This window comes from Erwinia sp. LJJL01 (assembly GCF_047300805.2).
GTDB lineage: Bacteria > Pseudomonadota > Gammaproteobacteria > Enterobacterales > Enterobacteriaceae > Erwinia > Erwinia aphidicola.
Genome location: NZ_CP178576.1, coordinates 42,191 through 65,513, shown reverse-complemented (window position 1 = coordinate 65,513; position 23,323 = coordinate 42,191). Strand labels below are relative to the sequence as shown.

General features: G+C 57.4%; 19 protein-coding genes, 1 tRNA gene and 2 pseudogenes. 14 read left to right on the top strand and 8 right to left on the bottom strand.

Annotated elements, in window-relative coordinates; genetic code table 11:
- Positions 1-42 precede the first annotated feature (42 nt).
- The 4 genes from ACLI4M_RS01205 (at position 43) to ACLI4M_RS01190 (ending at position 3,930) form a co-directional block, all read left to right on the top strand.
- Entirely contained in the window at positions 43-939 is an 897-nt protein-coding gene (locus ACLI4M_RS01205) for a Kdo hydroxylase family protein (protein WP_133623328.1), read from the top strand.
- Between the two features lie 132 nt (positions 940-1,071).
- Positions 1,072-2,508, top strand: a complete 1,437-nt coding sequence (locus ACLI4M_RS01200; protein ID WP_133623329.1) for an EmmdR/YeeO family multidrug/toxin efflux MATE transporter — start codon at positions 1,072-1,074, stop codon at positions 2,506-2,508.
- A gap of 122 nt (positions 2,509-2,630) precedes the next feature.
- Entirely contained in the window at positions 2,631-3,416 is a 786-nt protein-coding gene (locus tag ACLI4M_RS01195; protein ID WP_133623330.1) for a siderophore-interacting protein, read from the top strand.
- Position 3,417: 1 nt separating this feature from the next.
- Positions 3,418-3,930: a PadR family transcriptional regulator gene (locus tag ACLI4M_RS01190; protein ID WP_253539333.1), complete on the top strand. Its 513-nt coding sequence runs from the start codon at positions 3,418-3,420 to the stop codon at positions 3,928-3,930.
- 135 nt (positions 3,931-4,065) lie between these two features.
- On the opposite strand, the gene ACLI4M_RS01185 is transcribed toward ACLI4M_RS01190, so the two are convergent.
- Both ACLI4M_RS01185 and ACLI4M_RS01180 read right to left on the bottom strand, forming a co-directional pair.
- Entirely contained in the window at positions 4,066-5,166 is a 1,101-nt protein-coding gene (locus ACLI4M_RS01185; RefSeq protein ID WP_133623331.1) for an NADH:flavin oxidoreductase/NADH oxidase, read from the bottom strand.
- A gap of 122 nt (positions 5,167-5,288) precedes the next feature.
- The gene (locus tag ACLI4M_RS01180; RefSeq protein ID WP_133623332.1) at positions 5,289-6,206 is read right to left on the bottom strand and encodes a LysR family transcriptional regulator; all 918 of its coding nucleotides are present in this window, start codon (positions 6,204-6,206) and stop codon (positions 5,289-5,291) included.
- Positions 6,207-6,308: 102 nt separating this feature from the next.
- Here ACLI4M_RS01180 and ilvD point away from each other — a divergent pair.
- Positions 6,309-8,150: pseudogene (gene ilvD, locus ACLI4M_RS01175) on the top strand (dihydroxy-acid dehydratase).
- A 77-nt stretch (positions 8,151-8,227) separates the two neighbouring features.
- Here ilvD and ACLI4M_RS01170 read toward each other — a convergent pair.
- Positions 8,228-8,303 (bottom strand) — tRNA-Asn (locus tag ACLI4M_RS01170).
- Between the two features lie 37 nt (positions 8,304-8,340).
- On the opposite strand from ACLI4M_RS01170, the gene ACLI4M_RS01165 reads away from it, so the two are divergent.
- The 5 genes from ACLI4M_RS01165 to ACLI4M_RS01145 all read left to right on the top strand — a co-directional run bounded on the left by ACLI4M_RS01165 (position 8,341) and on the right by ACLI4M_RS01145 (position 12,917).
- Positions 8,341-8,541 carry a hypothetical protein gene (locus ACLI4M_RS01165; RefSeq protein ID WP_133623333.1) on the top strand — a complete coding sequence of 67 codons (201 nt, stop codon included), beginning with the start codon at positions 8,341-8,343 and terminating at the stop codon, positions 8,539-8,541.
- A 63-nt stretch (positions 8,542-8,604) separates the two neighbouring features.
- Positions 8,605-9,726: a Gfo/Idh/MocA family protein gene (locus ACLI4M_RS01160; RefSeq protein WP_133623334.1), complete on the top strand. Its 1,122-nt coding sequence runs from the start codon at positions 8,605-8,607 to the stop codon at positions 9,724-9,726.
- 122 nt (positions 9,727-9,848) lie between these two features.
- Positions 9,849-10,004, top strand: coding sequence for a hypothetical protein (locus tag ACLI4M_RS01155; protein ID WP_166643130.1), 156 nt, complete (start codon positions 9,849-9,851; stop codon positions 10,002-10,004).
- A 256-nt stretch (positions 10,005-10,260) separates the two neighbouring features.
- Complete coding sequence (locus tag ACLI4M_RS01150) at positions 10,261-10,884, top strand: DUF998 domain-containing protein (protein ID WP_133623335.1); 624 nt, start codon at positions 10,261-10,263, stop codon at positions 10,882-10,884.
- An 86-nt stretch (positions 10,885-10,970) separates the two neighbouring features.
- On the top strand, positions 10,971-12,917 hold the full coding sequence (locus tag ACLI4M_RS01145; RefSeq protein ID WP_133623336.1) for a sigma-54-dependent Fis family transcriptional regulator: 1,947 nt from the start codon (positions 10,971-10,973) through the stop codon (positions 12,915-12,917).
- Between the two features lie 23 nt (positions 12,918-12,940).
- On the opposite strand, the gene ACLI4M_RS01140 is transcribed toward ACLI4M_RS01145, so the two are convergent.
- From ACLI4M_RS01140 to ACLI4M_RS01125, 4 genes are all read right to left on the bottom strand, one after another.
- On the bottom strand, positions 12,941-13,258 hold the full coding sequence (locus tag ACLI4M_RS01140; RefSeq protein ID WP_133623337.1) for a hypothetical protein: 318 nt from the start codon (positions 13,256-13,258) through the stop codon (positions 12,941-12,943).
- A gap of 150 nt (positions 13,259-13,408) precedes the next feature.
- Positions 13,409-15,709 carry an FdhF/YdeP family oxidoreductase gene (locus ACLI4M_RS01135; protein WP_133623338.1) on the bottom strand — a complete coding sequence of 767 codons (2,301 nt, stop codon included), beginning with the start codon at positions 15,707-15,709 and terminating at the stop codon, positions 13,409-13,411.
- 442 nt (positions 15,710-16,151) lie between these two features.
- Positions 16,152-17,207, bottom strand: a complete 1,056-nt coding sequence (locus ACLI4M_RS01130) for a 2,3-butanediol dehydrogenase (RefSeq protein WP_133625042.1) — start codon at positions 17,205-17,207, stop codon at positions 16,152-16,154.
- 218 nt (positions 17,208-17,425) lie between these two features.
- Positions 17,426-18,883, bottom strand: coding sequence for an AMP nucleosidase (locus tag ACLI4M_RS01125; RefSeq protein ID WP_133623339.1), 1,458 nt, complete (start codon positions 18,881-18,883; stop codon positions 17,426-17,428).
- A gap of 213 nt (positions 18,884-19,096) precedes the next feature.
- Between ACLI4M_RS01125 and ACLI4M_RS01120 the strand changes: the two genes are divergently transcribed.
- Positions 19,097-19,735 (top strand): hypothetical protein, encoded by a 639-nt coding sequence (locus tag ACLI4M_RS01120; protein ID WP_413449767.1) that lies wholly within the window; start codon positions 19,097-19,099, stop codon positions 19,733-19,735.
- 4 nt (positions 19,736-19,739) lie between these two features.
- Here ACLI4M_RS01120 and ACLI4M_RS01115 read toward each other — a convergent pair whose 3' ends face one another.
- Positions 19,740-20,930 (bottom strand): LacI family DNA-binding transcriptional regulator, encoded by a 1,191-nt coding sequence (locus tag ACLI4M_RS01115; RefSeq protein WP_133623341.1) that lies wholly within the window; start codon positions 20,928-20,930, stop codon positions 19,740-19,742.
- Between the two features lie 307 nt (positions 20,931-21,237).
- On the opposite strand from ACLI4M_RS01115, the pseudogene ACLI4M_RS01110 reads away from it, so the two are divergent.
- The 3 genes and pseudogenes from ACLI4M_RS01110 (at position 21,238) to ACLI4M_RS01100 (ending at position 23,263) form a co-directional block, all read left to right on the top strand.
- Positions 21,238-21,682, top strand: a pseudogene (locus ACLI4M_RS01110) (PTS sugar transporter subunit IIA).
- A gap of 20 nt (positions 21,683-21,702) precedes the next feature.
- Entirely contained in the window at positions 21,703-21,990 is a 288-nt protein-coding gene (locus ACLI4M_RS01105) for a PTS sugar transporter subunit IIB (protein ID WP_048915634.1), read from the top strand.
- Between the two features lie 13 nt (positions 21,991-22,003).
- Entirely contained in the window at positions 22,004-23,263 is a 1,260-nt protein-coding gene (locus ACLI4M_RS01100) for a PTS ascorbate transporter subunit IIC (RefSeq protein WP_048915635.1), read from the top strand.
- The last annotated feature ends 60 nt before the right edge of the window (positions 23,264-23,323 follow it).

Sequence of the window (23,323 nt, the reverse complement as noted above, 5' to 3'; positions counted from 1 at the left end):
CCGGGTAGAAGTTCCCCTTGTGGCATGCAATAAGGATATCAAATGTCTGAACAATCTTTATCTCAGGAGCTGGTGATTCGAACACTGCCCAACACGCGTTGGGATGAGTCAGTGGTGGATACCAGCGCTATTGATGCGCTGGAGCAGGGTAAAGTGCTGTTTCTGCCCCAGCTGGCTTTCACTCTGACAGCCGAAGAACAGATGCTGTTAACGCCGCAGCTGGTCGATGCGAAGCGCAAAAACATCAGCTTTAATCCGCAGACAGATCGGGTTAACGGTGTGGCCGACGACAGCAAACTACCGCAGGTTAAAGCGCTGATGGTGCGTCACTACCAGCACTCTCTGCGGTTGATCGACGGCATACTGCCTGATTATCGCGCGTGGTTACACTCCCCGGCCAACACCCTGCGCCTGCACCCGATTGCCGCGTGGCGCGATGCCACTTCGTGGCGCAAGGACGACAGCCGACTGCACGTCGATGCATTCCCGTCGCGGCCTAATCACGGCGAGCGTATTTTGCGCATCTTCTCCAATATCCATCCCCACGGTGAAAGCCGCCGCTGGCGGGTGGGGGAACCTTTCCCGGTATTAGCGCAGCGTTTTATCTCACGCCTGAAAGGGTACTCGCCGCTCGGCAGCTGGCTGCAGCAGCGTTTTGGCATCACCAAATCCTACCGTACCCATTACGATCATCTGATGCTGCAGCTGCACGATGCAATGAAAGCTGACCTGCGCTATCAGGAGCATGGCCCGCAGGTGGCACTGGAACTGCCGGCGGGCAGTAGCTGGATCTGCTTCGCCGATCAAACGCCACATGCGGCGATGAGCGGGCAGTTTATGATGGAGCAGACCTTTTTCCTGCCGGTGGCCGGAATGAGAAATCCACAGAATGCGCCGCTCACGATCCTTGAAAAGCTGCTGCAGCGACCGCTGGTCTGAGTGGTAAAGGGCATCTGTAATGGAGGCCCTTTTTTTTTGCTGCACTTTGATACATAAAAAGACTTTGCAGAAACCCTGTCCCTTTACCATGATAACTGTGACCCCCTCCTCTGGTAATAAACTGGAATACTCTTGCTAAACTTCAGAACTTCACTGCTGCAGGCTATCCAGCACAGTGCGTGGTATCCGAAACGACGTTCCCTGCGGATACTCTTCTGGCGAGAAATCACCCCGCTGGCCGTGCCGATTTTCTTTGAAAACCTCTGCGTTCTGCTGATGGGGGTGCTGAGTACTTTCCTGGTCAGCTGGCTCGGGTCGGAAGCGATGGCCGGAGTCGGGCTGGCGGATAGCTTCAATATCGTGGTGATCTCATTTTTTGCCGCCATCGATCTCGGGACCACCGTGGTGGTGGCTTTTAGCCTCGGCAAGCTGAACCGGGAGAGGGCAGTTGCCGCGGCGCGCCAGTCGCTGATTATTATGACGGGGTTCGCCGTGCTGCTGGCGCTGGCGATTGAGTTTATCGGCCCGCAGATCATCGACCTGATTGCAGGCAAAGCGGAGCCGCAGGTGAAAGCGCTGGCGCTCTCCTATCTGCAAACGACCGCATGGAGTTACCCGGCGGCGGCTATCGCGCTGATCGGCTGCGGCGCGCTGCGCGGCGCCGGGAATACCAAAATCCCGATGCTGATCAACGGCGGCATGAACATCCTCAACATTGTTATCAGCAGCGTGCTGATCTACGGCTGCTTCTCCTGGCACGGTCTGGGGTTTGTCGGGGCGGGACTCGGGCTGACCATTTCACGCTATATCGGGGCCGCTGCGGTGATCTACGTGCTGGTGATTGGCTTCGTCCCGGTGTTGAAAATCTCCCTGAAAAGCTACTTCACCCGGCTCAATCTCAACATCCTGCGCGAAGTGCTCGGTATTGGCGTCCCGGCCAGTATCGAGTCCGTGCTGTTTAACGGCGGCAAGCTGCTGACCCAGGTGTTCGTCGCCGGGATGGGCACCGATGTTATCGCCGGTAACTTTATCGCATTTTCTATCGTCTCCCTGATTAACCTGCCGGGTAACGCGCTGGGTTCCGCTTCCACTATTATCGTCGGCACCCGCCTTGGCCGGGGCCAGCTGGGCCAGCCGGAGCGCCTGCTGCGCTATATATTCTGGCTGTCGACCATTGGGCTGTGCGCGCTGGCGCTGCTGACGGTGCCGTTTGCCGGGCTGCTGGCACAGTTCTACACGCGTGATGAAGAGGTGATCCACGTGGTGAAAATGCTGGTGTGGCTCAACGCCGCGTTTATGCCGTTCTGGGCGGCTTCATGGGTATTGCCCGCCGGATTAAAAGGCGCGCGCGATGCGCGTTACACCATGTGGGTGTCGCTGCTCAGCATGTGGGGTGGACGCATCGTGGCCGGTTACCTGCTGGGGATTGTGCTCGGTTTTGGCGTGGTGGGGATCTGGTTAGGTATGGTGCTGGACTGGATGATCCGCGGCTCCTGCTTCTATCGCCGGCTGGACAGCGGTAAATGGCTGTGGAAATACCGCCCGCTGGTAAAGGCGCCGAAGGAATAAGCACAGACTGCCACATTTTACCCGGCCAGGGATAGCTTGCTGGCTTGCATTCAAGATATATCATAGATATATTTTATCTCGCAAATGAGAATCATTACTAAAATTAAGCCAGGAGAATCTTCGTGACCGAACAGAGCAAAAACTCGCGTGCGCCACAGCGCGTGCGTAACGAACTGCGTTTCCGCCAGCTGACCGTCACCGGCAAAACCAAAGTGGCCGACAGCTTCTGGCGTATCGACTTTGGCGGCGCCGACCTGAGCGGCTTTACCTCGCCGGGCTTCGACGACCATATCAAAGTGTTTTTCCCTGATGCCAGCGGCGTGCTGAGCCTCCCCGAGGTGACGGAGGATGGCGTGGTGTGGAAAGAGGGGGCGCGCCCGGTGTCGCGCGACTACACGCCGCTGTTCTTCGACGGGGAGAAAAATACCCTGACCATCGACTTCTTCATCCACGACGGCGGCGTGGCCAGCGACTGGGCTGAACAGGCTAAAATCGGCGATCCGCTGGCGATCGGCGGCCCGCGCGGGTCGCTGGTGGTGCCGGATGATTATGCTTTCCAGCTCTATGTCTGCGACGAAAGCGGCCTGCCCGCCTTTAAGCGCCGCCAGGCCAGCGTCAGGGCGAAGCGCCTGAAGCTGTTTGCCTATGCGGATGAAGCACAGGGCAGGGTATATCTCGATCCCCTGAACGGTATCGATGCCAGCTGGTTCGGGCACGGCTGCATGGATAAAGCGCATCTTGACGCGCTGGTGGCGCAGCTTGACCAACTGGTGCTGCCGCCGGAGGAGTACTTTATCTGGCTGACCGGGGAAGCCGACTTCGTGAAGTCGCTCAGCGACTATTTCATTAACCAGCGCGGCTGCGATGCCACCTTTGTGCGCGCCGTGGCCTACTGGCATCAGAAATAGCATGCGCGTGCCGTTTCCCGCTGCGGAGCCCGGGCAGGGCCGCCGCAAACGCCGTGAGAAGATGCTCGATGCCGCCGATATTCGCCTGCTGGTGCTGCATTTTCTCAGCCTCAATCCGGCGCACGGCTACGAGCTGATCAAGGCGATAGAGGCGCTGTCAAAGGGCGAATACACGCCCAGCCCCGGCATTATCTACCCCAATCTCACCCTGCTGGAGGAGATGGAGTGCATCGCGGTGCTGGATGCGCAGGCCACGCGTAAAGCGTACCGGCTGATCGACAAAGGGTCTGAACTGTTACAGCAGGAGCAGGCGGCACTGGAGGTCATCGTGCGGCGGCTCTCTTCGATGGCGGTGCTGGTGAATAACCGCAGCCTGCCGGACGTGGAGCGTGCAATCCACAATATGAAGAGCGCGCTTAACGTGCGCCTGTCGCAGGAGGGGATTTCTCAGGATGCGCTGTACGCGATTATTGATGCGCTGGATGACGCTGCAAAGAAGATTGAGCGTAGTTAAGACCGAAAAAAAGGTCTTCAGTCCGGCCGGTGCAAACCATTGGCACGGGGCGACCGGAGAAAAGGGTCGCCCCCTACGGCACCATTTTGGGGTAGGGGCTGACCCTCTTTTTCGGTCAGCCCGTTTGCCGGCTAGTTAATCCGCTAAACGATAACGTTCCAGCCAGTGCGCATACGGCGCCGGCAGCACCCAGGAAGGGCGCTCAACGTTGAGTTTCTTCGCCAGCGCATACGGATAGTGCGGGTTAGCCAGATGCGCACGGCCAATCATCACCAGGTCCATCTGCTGTTCGGCAATCACGCGCTCCGCCACTTCTGCCGCTTCCACACCCCACGAAGAGGCGACCGGCAGCCCGGCTTCGCGGCGCACACGTTCGGCGAATGGGGCCAGGAAGCCCGGTCCCCATGGGATCTCGGTTTCAGCAATCGAGAAGCCGACGCTGACGTTCAGCATATCCAGCCCACCCTGTTTCATCAGTCGGGTCAGCTCAATCGACTCGCTCAGCGTCTGCTCGTCGCGCCCGTCAAATTCAATCACGCCAAAGCGCGCGGTCAGCGGCAGGTTCTCCGGCCACACTTCACGCACCGCCGCCAGCGTCTCCAGCAGGAAGCGGCTGCGCCCGGCGAAATCGCCACCGTACTGGTCACTGCGCTGGTTGGCATGCACCGAGAAGAAGCTCTGTGCCAGATAGCCGTGGGCGAAGTGCAGTTCCAGCCACTCAAAACCGGCATCGCGCGCGCGGCGGGCGGCGGCGACAAAGTCACTTTTAACCCGGGTGATATCGTCGAGGGTCATCGCTTTTGGTACCTGCGGCAGATGATGGCCAAACGCCACGGCTGACGGCGCGATGGTTTCCCAGCTGCGGCTGTCCCCGGCGGCGATATGGTCGTCACCTTCCCACGGGCGGTTAGCGCTGGCCTTGCGCCCGGCGTGGCCGATCTGAATGCCCGGCACCGCGCCTGCGGCTTTGATCGACGCGGCGATTTTAGCCATGCCTTGCGCCTGCTGGTCGTTCCACAGCCCGGTACAGCCCGGGGTGATACGGCCTTCCGGCGACACCGCCGTGGCTTCAACAATGACCAGCCCGGCACCGCCGCGCGCCAGCGTCGGGTAGTGAACCTGGTGCCACTCATTCGTCAGGCCCTCTTCGGCGCTATACTGGCACATCGGCGGCACGGCAATGCGGTTACGCAGCGTGACGTCTTTTAGTTTGAACGGGGTAAACAGTGCAGACATGGAGATCCTCGGAAATGTAGAGTGAGATTTCTGCTGGCAACATTAAGCGACGAAAGGCGTGGGTTACTAAGCGCTGTGTGCCTTAGGGTTTACCCTGCTGGTCAGGGGGTTACTGAAACCGGCTATTGTGATCTTTTTTCATGAGTCGCCAAAGCCATTTCAATCAGATTGATAATCATTGGAGAGCTGTTTTTTTTGTGCCATACAATGCCGACTTCCAGCTCCGGTGGCGATGAGAGAAGCTCAAGATAAACTACCCCAGTACGGGCTAAATGACGTAACGATAACGGGACTAACGCCATTCCCATTCCAGAGGCAACCAGACTAATAATTGTCTGCATCTGGATGGCATGCTGAATAATATCTGGTTTGGCACCATAGAAAGCATAAAATCTGGTTACTAAAGCGTGAAAGCCTGGTGCCAGCTGCTGCGGAAAGAGAATTAATGGTGAATTAATTATAGAGCTTGGGCAAATTTTATTATCTATGATACGCAGGTTTTTGTCGTTTAACCATAAAGAAGGGATGGCCGCAATTAAGGGTTCTGAGAGGATTTTTTGATAATTTAATACGGCAGGGAGTGTGCCATTCAGAGGGGCAATGATAATTCCGGCATCCATTTTTTCATCTAAAATCGCCATTAATTGAATGTCGCTGGTGGCTTCCGTCAATCTGAGTTCAACTTCCGGATAACTCTGCCGGAAATTTCTTACCAGATCAGGTAAAATACTATAGTCAACGACGCTGATAAAAGAGAGGTCTAACCGGCCTGACTCGCCATTTTTTAACCTGTCGGCAATTTCAGATAATGAATTTACACCGGACAGTGCATCCTTCACATGAATCAGCCACTGTTCACCAAAGGATGTCAGGCTGACGTTTCTTTTGGTTCTGATGAAAAGGGCACCCCCTAACTCTTTTTCCAGCACCATTATCGACTGACTTAAGGGGGGTTGCGTCATATTCAGTTTTTCTGCCGCCTTGCCAAAGTGAAGTGTTTCGGCGAGGGTAACAAAATGTTTCAACCTTCTGATGTCCATGTCTAATATCCCTGGCGACTTAATGGCTAGCGCATAATATATTTCACCTTACTGCTTGTCGAACTTAATATAAAGCAACTTAATTCTTCAGAGTATCTTGAAATGTATCGTTCACGTACATCTACTCACGGTCGTAATATGGCAGGTGCCAGAAGCCTCTGGCGTGCAACAGGTATGACCGATAATGACTTCAACAAGCCCATCATTGCGGTGGTCAACTCTTTTACTCAGTTTGTTCCCGGACATGTTCATCTTAAAGATCTTGGTCAACTTGTGGCGAGGGAGATCGAAGCCGCAGGTGGTGTGGCCAAAGAGTTCAACACCATTGCGGTTGATGACGGTATTGCAATGGGTCATGGCGGCATGCTTTACAGCCTGCCCTCACGCGACCTGATAGCGGATAGCGTGGAGTACATGGTGAATGCTCACTGCGCTGATGCCATGGTATGCATTTCAAATTGCGACAAAATTACCCCCGGTATGTTAATGGCGGCGCTCAGAATTAATATCCCAGTGATTTTCGTTTCAGGGGGGCCGATGGAGTCCGGAAAGTTGACCCTGCGCGGTGAAAACCGGGCTTTTGACCTGATCGATGCGATGGTGGTGGCTGGTGACGATAGTATGTCGGATGAGGAAGTTAACGCAGTTGAAAATGTTGCTTGCCCAACCTGCGGATCCTGTTCGGGAATGTTTACCGCCAACTCGATGAATTGTCTGACTGAAGCTATGGGACTGGCCTTGCCAGGCAACGGATCCCTGCTGGCGACGCATGCCCTGCGTAAATCGTTGTTTATTGATTCAGGTAAGAAAATTGTTGAAATGTGCCATCGGTACTATGAACAGCATGATGCCAGCATACTACCGCGTTCAATTGCCAGTATTAAAGCGTTTGAAAATGCTATGACGCTGGATATCGCAATGGGGGGATCCACGAACACCGTACTGCATCTGCTGGCTGCCGCCTGGGAAGGCGGTGTGAATTTTACTATGGCAGATATAGACAGGCTATCACGCAAAGTACCGGTGCTGTGTAAGGTCGCGCCTGCAGTTGAGAATGTGCATATGGAAGATGTGCATCGTGCAGGTGGCGTGATGGCGATTATGGCGGAACTAAACCGGGCGGGGCTGATACATACTGATATTCCTACCGTTCACACGCCTACCCTTAAGCAGACTCTGATGGAATGGGATATCAAAACCACCCTCTCTGAAAGCGTCAGGCAATTCTATCGTGCTGCACCAGGCGGTGTGCGCACTACCGTCGCTTTTAGCCAGAATAACTACTATCCCGCTCTTGATACCAACCGCCAGGATGGATGTATCCGTCATGCTGACCATGCCTTCACCCGCGATGGCGGTCTTGCCGTTTTGTCCGGCAACATTGCTGCGGAGGGATGTATCGTTAAAACTGCCAGCGTATATGCCGGGATGTTATGTTTTACCGGCACCGCCAGGGTATTTGAGGGGCAGGATGAGGCAGTGGACGGGATTCTCTCGGGCACAGTGCAGGCGGGGGACGTTGTGGTGGTTCGCTATGAAGGCCCGCGCGGCGGGCCAGGCATGCAGGAGATGCTCTACCCAACCAGCTATCTGAAGTCAAAAGGGCTTAACAAAAGCTGTGCGCTGCTCACAGACGGCCGTTTTTCCGGTGGCTCTTCGGGTTTATCAATCGGGCATGTTTCGCCTGAAGCTGCTGAGGGCGGCAATATCGCCCTGATTGAAGATGGCGACCTGATTGAAATTGATATCCCGCGTCGCGTTATCTAACTTAAGTTGGCTGAGCACGAGCTTGACCAGCGTCGGCAGAAAATGCTGGCTCGTGGCAAAGCAGCCTGGAAACCCGTTCTGCGCAAACGTCGCGTATCGGCAGCATTGCGCGCGTATGCGGCACTGACCACCAGTGCCTCTCGTGGCGCCGTACGCAGTGTGGAGGAAGAGGAATGATGGACTCCATTGCGACAAAAACAAAACTGTAAAAGCAAAAAGCCCGCTCAGGTTTCCCTGAGCGGGCTTCTCAAATATGGCTCCTCTGACTGGACTCGAACCAGTGACATACGGATTAACAGTCCGCCGTTCTACCGACTGAACTACAGAGGAATTGTTGGAACGGGGCGCATCATATCCAGCAGGGCGGGTGAAGTCAAAGGCTGATTTCACGCTTTTGGGTCGACTGCTGAATAAATCAGCATTTTATGTGGGGGTTGTCGCTTTTTTCGGCAAATATCCCGCATTTGCGCTGCTCGCTGCAACTTCTGGCTGGCGTTGCAGCGGCGTTGCACTCTTTTTCGTCAGCGCGATCACGTTTGTTTCATTTTCATATTGTGAAGCCCGTTAATGGAATATAAATTCCACTTGAATTGTACGTTTGTTCCATTTTTACCCTGCACAAGGACCCACCATGCAAAAAGTCAGAATTGGATTGATCGGTACCGGCTATATCGGGCGCTGCCATGCCATTGCCTATTCGCAGGCGCCGACGGTATTTAACCTCAAGGGTGAACTGGTGCGCGAGATGCTGGCAGAGGTCAATCCAGAGCTGGCCGCTGCCCAGGCCGCAACGCTGGGTTTCAGCCGCTCCACCGGGGACTGGCGCGAGCTGGTGGCGGATGAAAATATCGACGTGGTGGATATCTGCGCCCCGAACTTCCTGCATAAAGAGATGGCGCTGGAAGCGATCCGTCACGGCAAGCATGTCTATTCTGAAAAGCCGCTGGCGCTGGATGTGGCGGACGCCGAAGAGATGGTGCGCGCCGCGCAAAAAGCCGGGGTGAAAACGCTGGTCGGCTTCAACTACATGAAAAATCCGACCAGCCAGCTGGCGCGTGAAATTATTGAGCGCGGTGAGATCGGCGAAGTGGTGCACTTCTACGGCACCCATAATGAAGATTATCTGGCAAACCCGAACACGCCGCTCGACTGGCACTGCCAGAAAGCGCTGGCGGGGCTGGGCGCGCTCGGCGACCTGGCGGCGCATATCGTCAATATGGCGCACTTCCTCGTCGGCAATATCGATGAAGTGAGCGGTGATATGATGACGGTAATCAAACAGCGCCCGGACCCGAAAAATCTGACGCAGCTGCGCAATGTGGAAAATGAAGACCAGGCCAGCGCGCTGCTGCGTTTTGCCAACGGCGCGCACGGCGTGATTGAAACCTCACGCATCGCCTGCGGCAGCAAAATGGGCCTGACCTATGTGGTTACCGGCACCAAAGGCAGCATTCGTTACACTCAGGAGCGCATGGCAGAGCTGGAGCTGTATATTCATGATGAACCGACAGGGCGGCAGGGCTTTAAGACCATCCTCACCGGCCCGGCACATCCGGACTATGCGGCATTCTGCATCTCTGCCGGGCACGGCATCGGCTTTAACGACCAGAAAACCGTTGAAGTACGCGATCTGATCAACGGCATCGCCGCTAACGATCGCATGTGGCCGGACTTTGCCGAAGGGTTGCAGGTATCAAAAGTGCTGGAAGCTATCGCCATCTCCGCTGCCGAAGGGCGCTGGATGAAAGTGTAAGAGAATGGCCGGGTGCGCCCGGCCCGATTTATCCCGCGTCAATATCCCTGCGGCCTTAAGCGTTTAATTCGCCCGCCATTAATTGTATGATAATAAGATTCATTTACGATGAAATGGCCAAGATGAAAAAATCCTTCTCCTTCCCGCTGCTGTGCGCAGCGTTGATTATTGCTGCCCTGGTGATGGTCGTGGCGGTGCGCAGCTGCTCTACGCAGCATAAAGAAAACCTGCCTGCGGTCAGTCAGCGTGCAGGCTCCACCACTGTAAACCACGGCTGACCGCGTACGCTACGTCGGTGACGCCGGCGCTGATAGGCACCAGCCTGCAGTTCAACGCGCAGAACCTCACCACCGAGCACTATGTCGCATCCTGCGCTAACGCCTATGCTTGTTTGTATGGCTGTGGCCGCACCTTTGTTGCTTCCGTCGATTACCGCTGGTAAGCGCACGGGTTAGCTTGCATCATTCCGCAGGGGCCAGGCATGCCTGGCCCGTTTTATCTCTTGCCCCCCCAGGGCGATCGATAAGGAGCACTATGCAAAAACTCACGCGATGGAACCGGATCGGCGCCGCCTGCCTGGCGCTGGGCGGGCTGCTCTATCTGCTGGCGGAGCGCATCAGCGCGCTGGCGTGGCAGCATCCCCCCTACCGCTATCAATTTAACTATATCAGCGACCTCGGTATTCCCCAGTGCGGATCGCTGATCTGCTCCCCGCTGCATAACGTCATGAACAGCGGATTCGCCGCCGAAGGGCTGCTGTTTTTCTGCGGTTGTGTCCTGCTTTTTCCGCTCATTAAAAACCGCTGGGCGCTGCTGCTGGCAGGCATCCACGGCGCGGGCGGCGTGCTGATTGCCCTGTTTCACAGCGGCGGCATCGCCAGCGGCATTACCCTGCATCAAACGGGCGCGGTGATGGCGATTGGCGGCGGCAATCTCTGTTTGATCGCGGTGGGGGCGTGGTGCCTGGTGAACAAGCGGTTTCAGCCATTCGGCTATTTCAGCTTGCTGCTCGGTGGTTTTGGCCTGCTCAGCATGCTGGCTATCCCCTCCGCGCTGTTCCCCATCGGCATTATTGAGCGCGCCTCGGTTTACCCCATTACCAGCTGGCAGATCGTTACCGGCTTTGCGCTGCTGATAAAGCGTTCAGGCGCTGATTAATCTGAGTGATTTTCTGCAACTTATCGCCGACAGGCGTATCCTGTTGTCGCCGTCAGAGCGTCGTCATTTCCACAGGAGGGTGAGTTGTGAATCAGAACCAGCGCGAACATATTGCCACCGTTATGGAGAGCCTCCGTTCGGGCGCGCAGGGACAACGTCTCCGCCTGCATGACCAGACCATTCGCGACTCCTGGCAGCGCTGCGTCGAGTGTCACGGCCTGGATCCGAGCCGCATGCAGGAAGCGCTCATTCTGCCGTATAACGAACTGCGTGAGCATCGCGAAAATCTTGAAGAGTTCCGCCGCATTGCCCATCACGGGCTGGGCGTGCTGTATCAGCAGATCGCTCCGGCCGGATACGTGGTGCTGCTGAACGATGCCAGCGGCGTGACGGTTGACTATCTGGGCGATGCCGGGTCTGAAATCAGCCTGCGACGCGCCGGGTTGTTCCTCGGGGCGCAGTGGTCAGAAGCCTGGGCGGGCACCTGCGCGGTGGGCACCGCGCTGGCGACTGGCAAAGCGTTGACCGTACATCAGGCGGACCACTTCGACGCCACCCACATTCCGCTGACCTGCAGCGCGGTGCCGCTGTTTGACCCGCAGGGGCAGCTGAATGCCATTCTCGATATCTCCGCGCTGACCTCGCCGCAGTCGAAATCCAGCCAGCAGCTGGCGCTACAGATCGCCAGACTCTCCGCCCATCAGATTGAAAACGCCTGGTTTGAGCACCGCCACCGCAGCGACTGGGTGCTGAAGCTCAGCCCGTCGTCGTCGTTTGTTGAGGTTAGCCCGGATTTCCTGATCGCCTTTGACGCCAGCGGGCGCCTGGTCGGGCATAACCATCGTGCGCAGCGCATGCTGGAGCACGAGCTGGGGATTCCGGCGCCGTCGCCGCACAGCCGCAGCACGCTAATCGGGATGCCGATTGAACAGCTGTTTAATACCGCCATCGACAGCCTGCCGGACTGGCTGGCCAGCGCTAACGGGCGGCAGGGTACGCTGGAGCGGATCAACAGCGGCGAGCGGCTCTATGTGACCGCCGTGCAACCGGCGCGGCGCCCGCCGCGGCGAGTGATGACCGCACCGCTGGCACTGCCGCAACCCCTGGCAGCGCTGAGCGGTGGTGATGCGGCGCTACAGCAGCAGCTGCAGCGGGCGGCACGGCTGCTGAATGCGCCGCTGCACCTGGTGGTACAGGGCGAAACCGGCTGCGGCAAAGAGGTTTTTGCCCGTGCTTTTCATCAGGCCAGCGCGCGCCGGACACGGCCATTTATTGCGGTTAACTGCGCCGCCATCGCGCCGACGCTGATTGAGAGCGAGCTGTTCGGCCACCTGCCGGGCAGCTTTTCCGGCGCGGGCAGCAAGGCAAAGCGCGGGCTGGTGCAGGAGGCTGACGGGGGGACGCTGTTCCTCGACGAGATCGGTGATATGCCGCTGGAGATGCAGACGCGGCTGCTGCGCGTGCTGGCCGAGCAGGAGGTGCTGCCGGTTGGCGCCACCCGCCCGCTGCCCGTCGATATCCGCGTGATCTCCGCCTCGCATCACGCGCTCGATAAGCTGGTGGAGCAGGGGCGTTTCCGCGCCGACCTGTTTTATCGCCTGCAGGGCGCACGCATCTCGCTGCCGCCGCTGCGCGCGCGCAGCGATCTCGACTGGCTGGTCGCCCGACTGCTGGCGGGCAGGGCTGAACTGACGCCGCAGGCGCGCACACGGCTGCATCAGCACGCCTGGCCCGGCAACCTGCGCGAGCTGCGTAACGCCCTCGACTACGGCGCCGCAGTGTGTGACGGCGGGCGGATTGAGGTTGACGATCTGCCGGAAACCCTGAAGGCCCACGCTGACGATCCGCGCGCGCAGCCCGACCCGCAGGAGGCCGCGGATTGGCCGCCGGAGGCGCAGCGGCTGATGCAGCAGCTGCACGCCGCCCGCTGGAACCACAGTGCGGTGGCACGCCAGCTGGGCATCAGCCGCATGACGCTCTATCGCCGCTTGCAGCGTTACGGCATCCGCTCGCCGAATAAGGCGGGGCGATGAATCCCGTGGCTGGGGATGCGGCGTCAGGCGTTCTGTTTGCTTACATGGGCAGTTTTGTCACTCTGCGCCTTGATACGCACGGGCCTGAATTTCAATATTAATCGCGACTGTGTCATCCACCAGCGCGGCAACGCTGTACGGTCCGCCCTTTCATCTCCTGCATCCAGGGTAATTCCTCCCGTCACCTTTCCCATGCTGGCTTCAGAGACACTGCCAAATGCATGCCATGAGAGGGAAATTGTCGTGTTTTGAGTGTCGATACGGTAGCTGACCGGGCTGGCGTATAAGCAAAGCGGATGGAACAAAAAGCCCAGGGCGATGGCATGCATGAAACGAGTCATATTGATAATCCTCAGAGTGAGTATCGTGTAAACGCTTCAGCCGTCTTTTTTATTCGATTTTACGCCCCGTTTTAAAATTGAAATGCGGTCAACGCCATAAGTTGAATATGCGGCAGACAATTCGCCTGCCGCATCTATTATCCCGACGATTCAACCCACTGGCGTTTTAGCTATTTCGTGCGACCTGAGAGTGATGCGAACAGGCGCAGATTTATAGGATGGTGTGCCGCTTTCCTTGTCGATATAGTTGAGCGGAATAAGTACGTTAGCTTCAGGGTAGTAGGCGCCAATCGACCCCGGTGAAATAGCGTAACGCACTACCGTCATGGATTCGAGGCGCATGTGGTAGCCCGGTACCGCTGACTCAAGATCGACGACATCACCATGTTCCAGGCCCAGACGCTCAAGGTCATAATCGCACATAAATAGCACATCGCGGCGGCCAAATACGCCACGATAGCGGTCGTCTAAAGCGTAGATTGTGGTGTTGTACTGATCGTGACTGCGCAATGTAATGAGCCGCAGCACGTCCTCACCCTCAACGGATAAATCCTCATGAGTGCCCTGGTAGACTGAAAACACCGCTTTTCCTGATTGAGTGGGCCAGATGCGCTCTCTCGGTGGAAGCGGCATCTGGAAACCGCCGGGATGACGAATACGCGCGTTATAGTTGTCAAAACCGGATATGGTTTTTTCGATCAGCTCCCGGATGAGGTCATAATCGGCAACCAGTTCACTCCAGTTAACCCGTGTATCCGGCAAGGAAGCTTTCGCCATCCCGGCGACTATCGCAGGTTCAGAGCGCAGCAGTGGCGATGCAGGCTTGAGCTTACCGGAGGAGGCGTGCACCATCGACATCGAGTCTTCAACGGTGACCGACTGCCGGATACCGGATTGCTCGTCAAGTTCAGTGCGTCCGAGGCAAGGCAGCAGCAACGTCTCTTTCCCGGTCAGAAGATGTGTCCGGTTAAGTTTGGTGGCGATGTGGACGCTGAGCTCAAGTTCACGCATCGCCGCAAAGGAGACATCAGGATCGGGTAACGCCACCGCAAAGTTACCGCCAAGGCAAATCAGTGCCTTAGCTCTTTTCTCTACCATGGCTTGCATCGCCTGCACCGCATCGTGACCGTGCTGAGCGGGCGGAGTAAATCCGAATACGTTCTGCAGCTTGCTGAGGAAATCAGCGCCGGGCTTTTCAGTGATCCCTACGGTGCGGTTGCCCTGGACGTTAGAGTGACCTCGCAGCGGACAAACGCCAGCACCGGGTTTACCGATATTGCCGCGCATCAGCAACAGATTAACCAGCAGGCGTACGTTGTCCGTTCCGCGGTTGTGCTGGGTGATGCCCATGCCGTAGGTCAGGATGGTGGCTTTCGATTTGACATAGGCTTCTGCCACGCTGCGAAGTTCCGCTTGCTTCAGACCGGAGTCATGCTCAATTGAATGCCACGAAGTGGCATGAATGTCCGTTGCAAAGCGCTCGAAACCTTCGGTGTGCTCGTTGATAAAATCATGATCCAGCGCCGCGCCTGTTTCGGCCTCAATTTCAAGTACCGCTTTAGCGATGCCCTTTAGCGCAGCCGAGTCGCCTCCGGCGCGCACCAGATAGTAAGTTGAGGCGATGTCAGTCGAGCCGTAAGTGGCCATCTCCATGACATTCTGCGGATCGGCGAAACGCTCAAGCGCGCGTTCACGCATTGGGTTAAAGACGATAATGGGGACTTTGCGGCGCGCCAGCTCGTGCAACGTCCCCATCATACGCGGGTGGTTGGTCCCCGGATTGTGGCCCATAGAGAGAATGAGCTCTGCGCTATCAAAGTCGTCCAGTGAGACAGTGCCTTTACCGATACCTATCGACTGCGGCAAGCCTACGCTTGTCGCTTCGTGACACATGTTTGAACAGTCAGGAAAATTGTTGGTTCCATACTCGCGAGCGAACAGCTGAAACAGGTAGGCAGCTTCGTTTGATGCCCGGCCGGAGGTATAAAACTCGACTTCGTCGGGCTGCAGCGCTGCCAGACCTTTGGCGATGTGGCTGAATGCTTCGTCCCAGCTCACTTCTTTAAAGGTATCGCTTGCTGCATCGTATCGCAGTGGCGTGGTTAACCGGCCATATCCCTCAAGCTCGAAGTCTGTTCGCTTCAGCAGGGAGGTCACGGTATTTTCTGCAAGAAATGCCGGCGTCACGCGTTTGGTGGTGGCTTCCCAGGTGACGGCCTTGGCGCCGTTCTCACAAAACTGGAAGGTTGAACCATGGTCCTTATCCGGCCAGGCACAGCCGGGGCAGTCAAAGCCTTCTGGCTGGTTTGTGCGCATCAAAGTGGGCGGCGCTTTGAAGGTATCCATCTGGTTTTTAACGGCAATGGCGGTGGCTTTGAGTGCTCCCCAGCCGCCTGCGGGCCCGTCATATGGATGTACCCCAGGCACTGTACGATGATTTTTCTTACTCATAATGATCCTGCGGCCTCTTCATCTTTTTAAAATCTGATTAAATGAAAGTAGCAAAGAAATGCAGCAGGCCCCGGCGGATTATCAATTGGTTACTTAAAAGTTCAGGCTGTTATCGATGGAAGTGGCGACAAAGGTAGAGCCTGAGTTATCTCCAGAAATAACTTCCATCGCTAAACGTCCGCAAACCGGTCTGAGCTCAGCCCCCCGTTACCATCGTGCTCGCTGTGGCCTTTAAACCGCGACGCTGGGGCTTTGGGTGCAAGGAGGGAGGGCTGATTGCAGCAGGCCCACGGCCAGGGATGGCCGTGCTGCCTCGCTACAGGGATGTATTCATGCCGGTGCGGAAAGCAGCCCCCCTCCTGAAACCGTGCACCTGTCATCCCGCGATAATATTCAGATCAATGTCTGGGGGGGACCGCAGAGGTCGACCCTATAGCAGCGGTTACTGCGGCGGGCGCACCAGGATTTTTACCTGATTCTTCTCTTTCACCAGTGCCTCAAAACCTTCGGTCACCAGATCGTTCAGCTCAATGCGCTTAGTTACCAGCTTATCGGCCTGGAAGTAGCCCTGGGTCATCAGCTCCATCACCGCCGGGAAAATATGGCGGTAGGCAATAATACCCTTCACGTTGCGTTCGGCCAGCACCACCCTGTTGGGATGGAATGAGGCTTCGCCCTCCCAGATAGAGACAATAATGGTTTCGCCCTCGTAGCGGGTGGCGTCGATACACTGTTTCAGCACTACCGGCACCCCGGTCACTTCGAACGACACGTCTACGCCGCCTTTACTCAGGTCGCGGATGGTGGCAACTGCGTCCTGCTTGCTCGGGTCAATCACTACGTTGGCGCCCAGCTCAAGCGCCTTCTCAGCGCGCTGCGGCGACAGCTCCACCACGTAAATCTCAGAAGCACCCGCCGCGCGCAGCGCTTCAATCACCAGCAGGCCAATCGGGCCCGCGCCGAATACCGCCGCTTTATCCCCGGCTTTCAGCTTGCTCATGCGCACCGCATGTAGCGCCACGGCGGCAGGCTCGACCAGCGCACCCTGCTCGTAAGAGAGGCCATCCGGCATGCGGTGCACCATATGCTCGTCAACCATCGTAAAAGAGGAGAAACCACCGCCGCCGCCGGATAAACCGTGGAAGCCAAGGTCGCCGCACAGGTTATATTTGCCTTCGCGGCAGGCCTCGCACTCGCGGCAGGCGAGGATCGGTTCCACCACCACGCGGTCACCTGCTTTAAATTTGCTGACGCCTGCGCCCACCTCGACCACTTCGCCGGAGAACTCGTGGCCCATCACAATCGGGGCGATGTCATGGCTGATTTTGTGCGGCTTATCGACCGGGACGAAAATGGGGCCGGCGAGGTACTCATGCAGATCGCTACCGCAGATCCCAGTCCACGCCACTTTGATTTTGACTTTGCCTGCGGATACCTGCGGCTCCTCGATGTCGTCAATGCGGATATCGTGCGCTTTATACCAACGTGCTGCTTTCATCATATTTCCCTTGAGAGTGGAACAAGAAAACCTGTCCATCGCCGCAGTCAGCGGCCGGTGCAGGAACTCAGGGCGACATAGTGCGAAAAGCGTGCCATAAAGTGCTTTTTTGGTAATTTACTGATTCTATTTGTTTATTTCTGTTTCTGCAGAGGGGAGAGGGAGTGACACAAGAAGGAAATGTGACACCTGTAACAGCGACAGGTGTCACAGCAGGCTTAACGGAACGGCGGCTCGTTAAAGGTGCGCAGCTTGCGCGAGTGCAGGCGGTCGCCCTCGGCGCGCAGCAGATCAATCGCGCGGATGCCAATCTGCAAATGCTCGGAAATCGCCCCTTCGTAGAAGCGATTCGCCTGGCCCGGCAGCTTGATCTCGCCGTGCAGAGGTTTGTCGGAGACGCACAGCAGCGTGCCGTAAGGAACGCGGAAGCGGTAACCCTGTGCGGCAATGGTGGCGCTCTCCATATCTACCGCCACCGCGCGGCTGAGGTTAAAGCGCAGCGCGGAAGCGGAGTAGCGCAGCTCCCAGTTGCGGTCGTCGGTAGTGACTACCGTTCCGGTACGCAGGCGCTGTTTCACCTCTTCGCCCGGCATGTTGCTGACCTGCTTGGTCGCGTCGTACAGCGCGCGCTGCACTTCGGCAATGCTCGGGATCGGGATATCCGGCGGCAGCACCGCGTCCAGCACGTGGTCATCGCGCAGATAGGCGTGCGCCAGCACGTAATCGCCAATGGTCTGGCTCTCACGCAGGCCGCCGCAGTGGCCAATCATCAGCCAGGCGTGCGGGCGCATCACCGCCAGATGGTCGCAAATGGTTTTAGCATTTGACGGGCCAACGCCGATATTGACCAGCGTAATGCCCTGGCCGTCTTCAGCAATCAGGTGCCAGGCGGGCATCTGATGTTTTTTCCATGCCAGATCGGAGATGGTATGCTCCGGGTGCGGCGTGTCGTGGGTCAGCGTGGTGCCGCCCGCGCAGGAGAGGGCCACGTACGGCGAGGCCGGGTCGGCTATCTGCGCGCAGGCCCACGTCACGAACTCATCAACGTAGCGCGTGTAGTTGGTAAACAGCACGTAGGGCTGGAAGTCTTCCACCGGGGTGCCGGTGTAGTGGCGCAGGCGGGCCAGCGAAAAGTCGGTGCGCAGCGCATCGAAGTGCGACAGCGGGAAAGTTTCCCCCGGTGGCAGCAGGCCGTCGGCATTCTCATCGCCAATCTGTGACAGCTCGGTGGTCGGGAAGTGCTGGGCGATCCCGGCGCTCATGCTGCGATCTAGCGCCAGCCCGGAACCGTCAATGACATACGGGAAGGGGATCTCCTGCTGCGATGGCAGCACTTCAATGGTGACCTGATATTCGCTGGTCAGCATCGACAGCTGTTCACTGAGATAGTGGCGCAGCAGGGCCGGGCGGGTAATGGTGGTGCTGTAGCAGCCGGCTCGGGTAAAGCGGCCAAAGGCGCGGGTCAGGCGCTGCGAGGGGGCAACGCCGTTCCAGCTGACGCGCAGCTGCGGGTAGACAAACAGACCGGCGGCACGGCGTGCCGCATCCGGCAGGGCGCCGTTAGCGATAAATGCGGTAATGGCATCACGCAGGGCATCGACCGCCGCGTTGTACTGGCTATCCAGGGCGTCCAGCGCCTCGTTAACCGTCAGGGATCGCGCTACGGGTTGAGTCATAATATCTCCTTGGATCGTTTGCACCATGGCAAACAGACTAACTGAAGATGGTGATAAACGGCTATTACCAGTGAACTTTTTTCTCTTCTGGCCGGAAATTTGTGAGGCGCGCTGTATAAAAAAAAAGCATAATTGCTAAAAGTAGCAGCAGGGCTTAGGTTGGAAATAGAGGCCCGCCTGCGCAACGTTTTTTATGCCACAGGAGGGGAAAGGATGCAGAAATCAGTGAGGGAGACAGGGATGCCACTACTTATTCCGTCGGCGGAGTTCGATGACAAACTCAGCCGGACATCAACAGGGAAGAATACCCAGCATACCCAGGCATTTATCGATGGCGGGTCGCATGATTTTGACCTGCCTGACTACGCGGTGCCGCCGGGGTATCGCCTGCTGCAATCATCGCGTGAAGATCAGTATCGCCTGATTAAAGAAGGCGCGGAGCCGGAAACCGTCTATGCCGTCAAGCTACTGCTGCTGGACACTATCGTCCCTTCGCGGCGCAGCTGTACGCAGATTATGGTGTGGCGCAGCGTGTTGCCTCAGCACGAAGAGGCGGTTCATGGTCTCGCCCGGCGCTTTTTCCGCTATTTTCTTCAGCGCTATTCCATCGTGGTTTCCGACAGCGAGCATACCGGCGATGGCCGCCGCTTCTGGGAGGGGATGATTGCCTGGGCTCTGGCGCAGCCTGAATACCATGTCTACCTGTCTGACGGCAGTTTCGACGATCGCCCCCTGCGTGTTATCCCCAACTGGGACGATTTTTACGACCACTGGGCGCAATATGGCTGGGGGGAAGACCGCGATTATCATCCACACCGGCTTTTTGTCATCAGCCACGAAAAGCTGGAGTAATCCTTCAGCTGCTGGCGCCAGGCTCGAGGGTAAACTTCGCCTGCTCGGCCAGCGGCTGCGGGGCGTCATCCAGCATCGCCATTAGCCGCTCGCCGACCTGCTGGCCAAGTTTTTCATAATTGAGGCGCATCGACGTCAGCGCCGGAAATGTGTGGTCACAGTTGCTGGAGCCGTCCAGGCAGGCGACCGCCAGGTCGTACGGCACCTTCAGCAACCGGCGCTGGCACTCGGCCAGCACGCCAAAAGCAATCTCTTCATGGCTGCAGATAATCGCATCGAGGTCCGGCTGATTCTGTAGCAGCTGGCCGAGGGCGTAGCGGCCAAACTGCAGGCTCGGTGCGTCCGGCACGGTGATCATCAGGTCCGCGTTCTGATAGTGCGCCAGCATCGCCTTGTGCCAGCCGTTAAGCTGCTGCTTGTGCAGGCGGTTGTCGGTCTGCGCGCCGATAAAAGCGATGCGGCGATAGCCTTTATCCAGCAGGTGGAGGGTCAAGCGTTCGGCGGCATCGCTTATCGCAATATCCAGCGTGATATCGGCGTTAAAGCGCTCGGCGCCGCAGACGTTGGCGGTCACCAGTTCGCTGGACTCAATCAGATCGGCGGTTTTCCTCGCCAGCTGCGCGCCGAACAGCACCAGCGCGGAAGGGCGGTGCTGCAGCAGCTTCTCCACCAGCGGCGTTTCGCCGTACTGATGATACTCGTGGCAGGCCATGATTAACTGGAAAGGCTGTTTGCTCAGCGTCTGTTGCAGCGCCTGAATAAAGCGCGTACTGGCGCGATCGTGCTGAAAGGGGTAGAGCACGGCGACGGTATGCAGGGTGCTGGAGGCCAGCGAGGCGGCGGCAAGGTTCGGTACGTAGCCCAGCTCTGTGACCGCCTGCTGCACCTTTTTGAGCGAGGCGTCAGAGACCAGAGAAGGGTCACGCAGCGCGCGGGAGACCGTCATCGGGCCGATACCGGCGTGGCGCGCCACGTCCTGCAAGGTGACGCGGCTGGCGCTGCTGCTGGCGATGTCGCTGGCGTCGGGGTTGGCTTCATAACCCAGTGCGCGTGCGGCTTGCTCAACTTTGCTGCGCACCTTTTCAGAAACCAGCTCCGGCGTGCGCATGACGCGCGACACCGTCATCGCGCCGACGCCGACATAGTCGGCCACATCCTGCAGTGTCACGCGACCGCTACTTCGCCGCTTTCGCATCCTGGTTTCTCCCTTCTTAATCCGGGCGAGGCATGCCTCGCCCCTACGCAGAACATGTAGGGTCAGGCGTGCCTCGCCCCTACGCAGAACATGTAGGGTCAGGCGTGCCTGACCCTTTCGTAACTTTAAACATGCGCGCAGTGTGCCGCGCCAACCTTCAGGCAACAACTTATTCTTCGGCGGATGATAAGCCGATCACATTTAGTGATAGTTATAACAGTTAGCGTTATCTTTTTAGATATTCGTCACATTATTCCAGCGTTACTGGCACTACTCTGCTCGGGCGATGAGAGAGAGGTGACCTGAAATGCTGAAAGAATTACTGACCGCTGATGTTGTCCAGATTGTTCCCGCCTGCACCGACTGGCGTCACGCCGTCACGCTTTCCTGCCAGCCGCTGCTTGATAACGGCACGGTGGAAGCGCGCTACGTAGACGCCATTTTCCGCTCGCACGAAGCCATCGGCCCATATTACGTGGTTGGCCCCGGTATCGCTATGCCTCATGCACGCCCGGAAGACGGCGCCCACAAAATGGGAGTCAGCCTGACCGTGGTGCAGCAGGGGGTGAACTTTGACTCAGAACGGTAACGACCCGGTGCACCTGCTGATTGTGCTGGCCGCGACCGACAGCAACAGCCATATCGGTATTATTACCGCGCTGGCACAGCTGTTTGATACCCCTGAAGATACCGCGTCACTGATGGCTGCGACGACGGTTGAAGAGATTTTATCCATTATTTCGCGTTATTGATAAACACCAGAGGACACAAAATGAAAATCACCGTGGTATGTGGCAACGGCCTGGGCACCAGCCTGATGATGGAAATGAGCATCAAAAGCATTGTGAAAGATCTGGGTGTCAACGCTGACGTTGACCATGTCGATCTTGGCTCAGCCAAAGGCACCCAGAGCGATATCTTCGTCGGCACCTCCGATATTGCCGAGCAATTAGTCGCTCAGCAGGTTGGCGGCAAAATTGTCTCCCTGAAAAACATGGTGGACAAAGTGGCGATGAAAGAGCGTATCGCAGCGGCGCTGACCGAACTCGGCGCATTATAACAGGGAGCCAGAAATGGAATTTTTCCGTTTTTTAATGAGCGACGTGCTGTCTGAGCCCTCCATCCTGGTGGGGCTGATTGCACTGATCGGTCTGGTGGCGCAGAAAAAGCCGGCGACCGAAGTGATCAAAGGCACGGTGAAAACCGTGATGGGCTTCCTGATCCTCGGTGCGGGCGCCGGGCTGATTGTCTCCTCGCTCGGCGACTTCGCCGCTATCTTCCATCATGCCTTCGGGATCCCGGGCGTGGTGCCGAATAACGAAGCGATCGTGGCGGTAGCGCAGAAGAGCTTCGGCACGGAAATGGCGATGATCATGTTCTTCGCCATGGTGATTAACATTGCGATTGCGCGCTTTACGCCGTGGAAATACATCTTCCTGACCGGCCACCACACGCTGTTTATGTCGATGATGGTGGCGGTGATTCTGGCTACGGCGGGCATGAAGGGGGCCACCCTGATCGCCGTCGGTTCGCTGGTGGTCGGCGTGTCGATGGTGTTCTTCCCGGCCATCATTCACCCGTACATGAAAAAGGTAACCGGTTCGGATGATGTGGCGTTCGGTCACTTCTCGGCGATCTCTCAGCTGCTCTCTGCATGGATCGGCAGCAAGTTCGGCAATAAAGAGAAGTCGACCGAAGATATGGAAGTGCCGAAAAGCCTGCTGTTCCTGCGCGACACGCCGGTGGCGATTGCCTTTACCATGTTCTTCATCTTTATCTTCACCTGCCTGGTGGCCGGTCCGTCAACGGTGAAAGAGATGAACGCGGGTGGCAAAAACTGGTTTATGTTCTCGCTAATGCAGTCGATCACCTTTGCCGCCGGGGTTTATATCGTGCTGCAGGGCGTACGTATGGTGATTGCAGAGATCGTTCCGGCGTTTAAAGGGATTTCCGACAAGCTGGTGCCGAACGCCAAACCGGCGCTCGACTGCCCGGTGGTGTTCCCGTATGCGCCGAACGCAGTACTGGTTGGCTTTCTCAGCAGCTTTGTGGCCGGGGTGCTGGGCATGTTTCTGCTGTATGCGCTGAACATGACGGTAATTATTCCAGGCGTGGTGCCGCACTTCTTCGTCGGCGCGGCCGCCGGAGTATTCGGTAATGCAACGGGCGGGCGTCGCGGCGCCATCCTCGGTGCGTTCACCAACGGCCTGCTGATCACCTTTATTCCGGTGTTCCTGCTGCCGGTACTGGGCAGCATTGGCCTGGCGAACACCACCTTCAGCGACTCCGACTTCGGCGCGGTCGGGATCCTGCTCGGCTTGATCGTGCGTTAACCGCTGGCTTCACTGCTGAACACGCCCCGCTTAGTGCGGGGCTTTTTTTTGTTCTGACGG

Coding starts and splice junctions, on each gene's coding strand:
- ACLI4M_RS01205 (WP_133623328.1), top strand. CDS start 43: ATGTCTGAACAATCTTTATCTCAGGAGCTGGTGATTCGAACACTGCCC.
- ACLI4M_RS01190 (WP_253539333.1), top strand. CDS start 3,418: ATGCGCGTGCCGTTTCCCGCTGCGGAGCCCGGGCAGGGCCGCCGCAAA.
- ACLI4M_RS01185 (WP_133623331.1), bottom strand. CDS start 5,166: ATGTCTGCACTGTTTACCCCGTTCAAACTAAAAGACGTCACGCTGCGT.
- ACLI4M_RS01180 (WP_133623332.1), bottom strand. CDS start 6,206: ATGGACATCAGAAGGTTGAAACATTTTGTTACCCTCGCCGAAACACTT.
- ACLI4M_RS01160 (WP_133623334.1), top strand. CDS start 8,605: ATGCAAAAAGTCAGAATTGGATTGATCGGTACCGGCTATATCGGGCGC.
- ACLI4M_RS01155 (WP_166643130.1), top strand. CDS start 9,849: ATGAAAAAATCCTTCTCCTTCCCGCTGCTGTGCGCAGCGTTGATTATT.
- ACLI4M_RS01150 (WP_133623335.1), top strand. CDS start 10,261: ATGCAAAAACTCACGCGATGGAACCGGATCGGCGCCGCCTGCCTGGCG.
- ACLI4M_RS01140 (WP_133623337.1), bottom strand. CDS start 13,258: ATGACTCGTTTCATGCATGCCATCGCCCTGGGCTTTTTGTTCCATCCG.
- ACLI4M_RS01135 (WP_133623338.1), bottom strand. CDS start 15,709: ATGAGTAAGAAAAATCATCGTACAGTGCCTGGGGTACATCCATATGAC.
- ACLI4M_RS01130 (WP_133625042.1), bottom strand. CDS start 17,207: ATGAAAGCAGCACGTTGGTATAAAGCGCACGATATCCGCATTGACGAC.
- ACLI4M_RS01125 (WP_133623339.1), bottom strand. CDS start 18,883: ATGACTCAACCCGTAGCGCGATCCCTGACGGTTAACGAGGCGCTGGAC.
- ACLI4M_RS01120 (WP_413449767.1), top strand. CDS start 19,097: ATGCAGAAATCAGTGAGGGAGACAGGGATGCCACTACTTATTCCGTCG.
- ACLI4M_RS01115 (WP_133623341.1), bottom strand. CDS start 20,930: ATGCGAAAGCGGCGAAGTAGCGGTCGCGTGACACTGCAGGATGTGGCC.
- ACLI4M_RS01105 (WP_048915634.1), top strand. CDS start 21,703: ATGAAAATCACCGTGGTATGTGGCAACGGCCTGGGCACCAGCCTGATG.
- ACLI4M_RS01100 (WP_048915635.1), top strand. CDS start 22,004: ATGGAATTTTTCCGTTTTTTAATGAGCGACGTGCTGTCTGAGCCCTCC.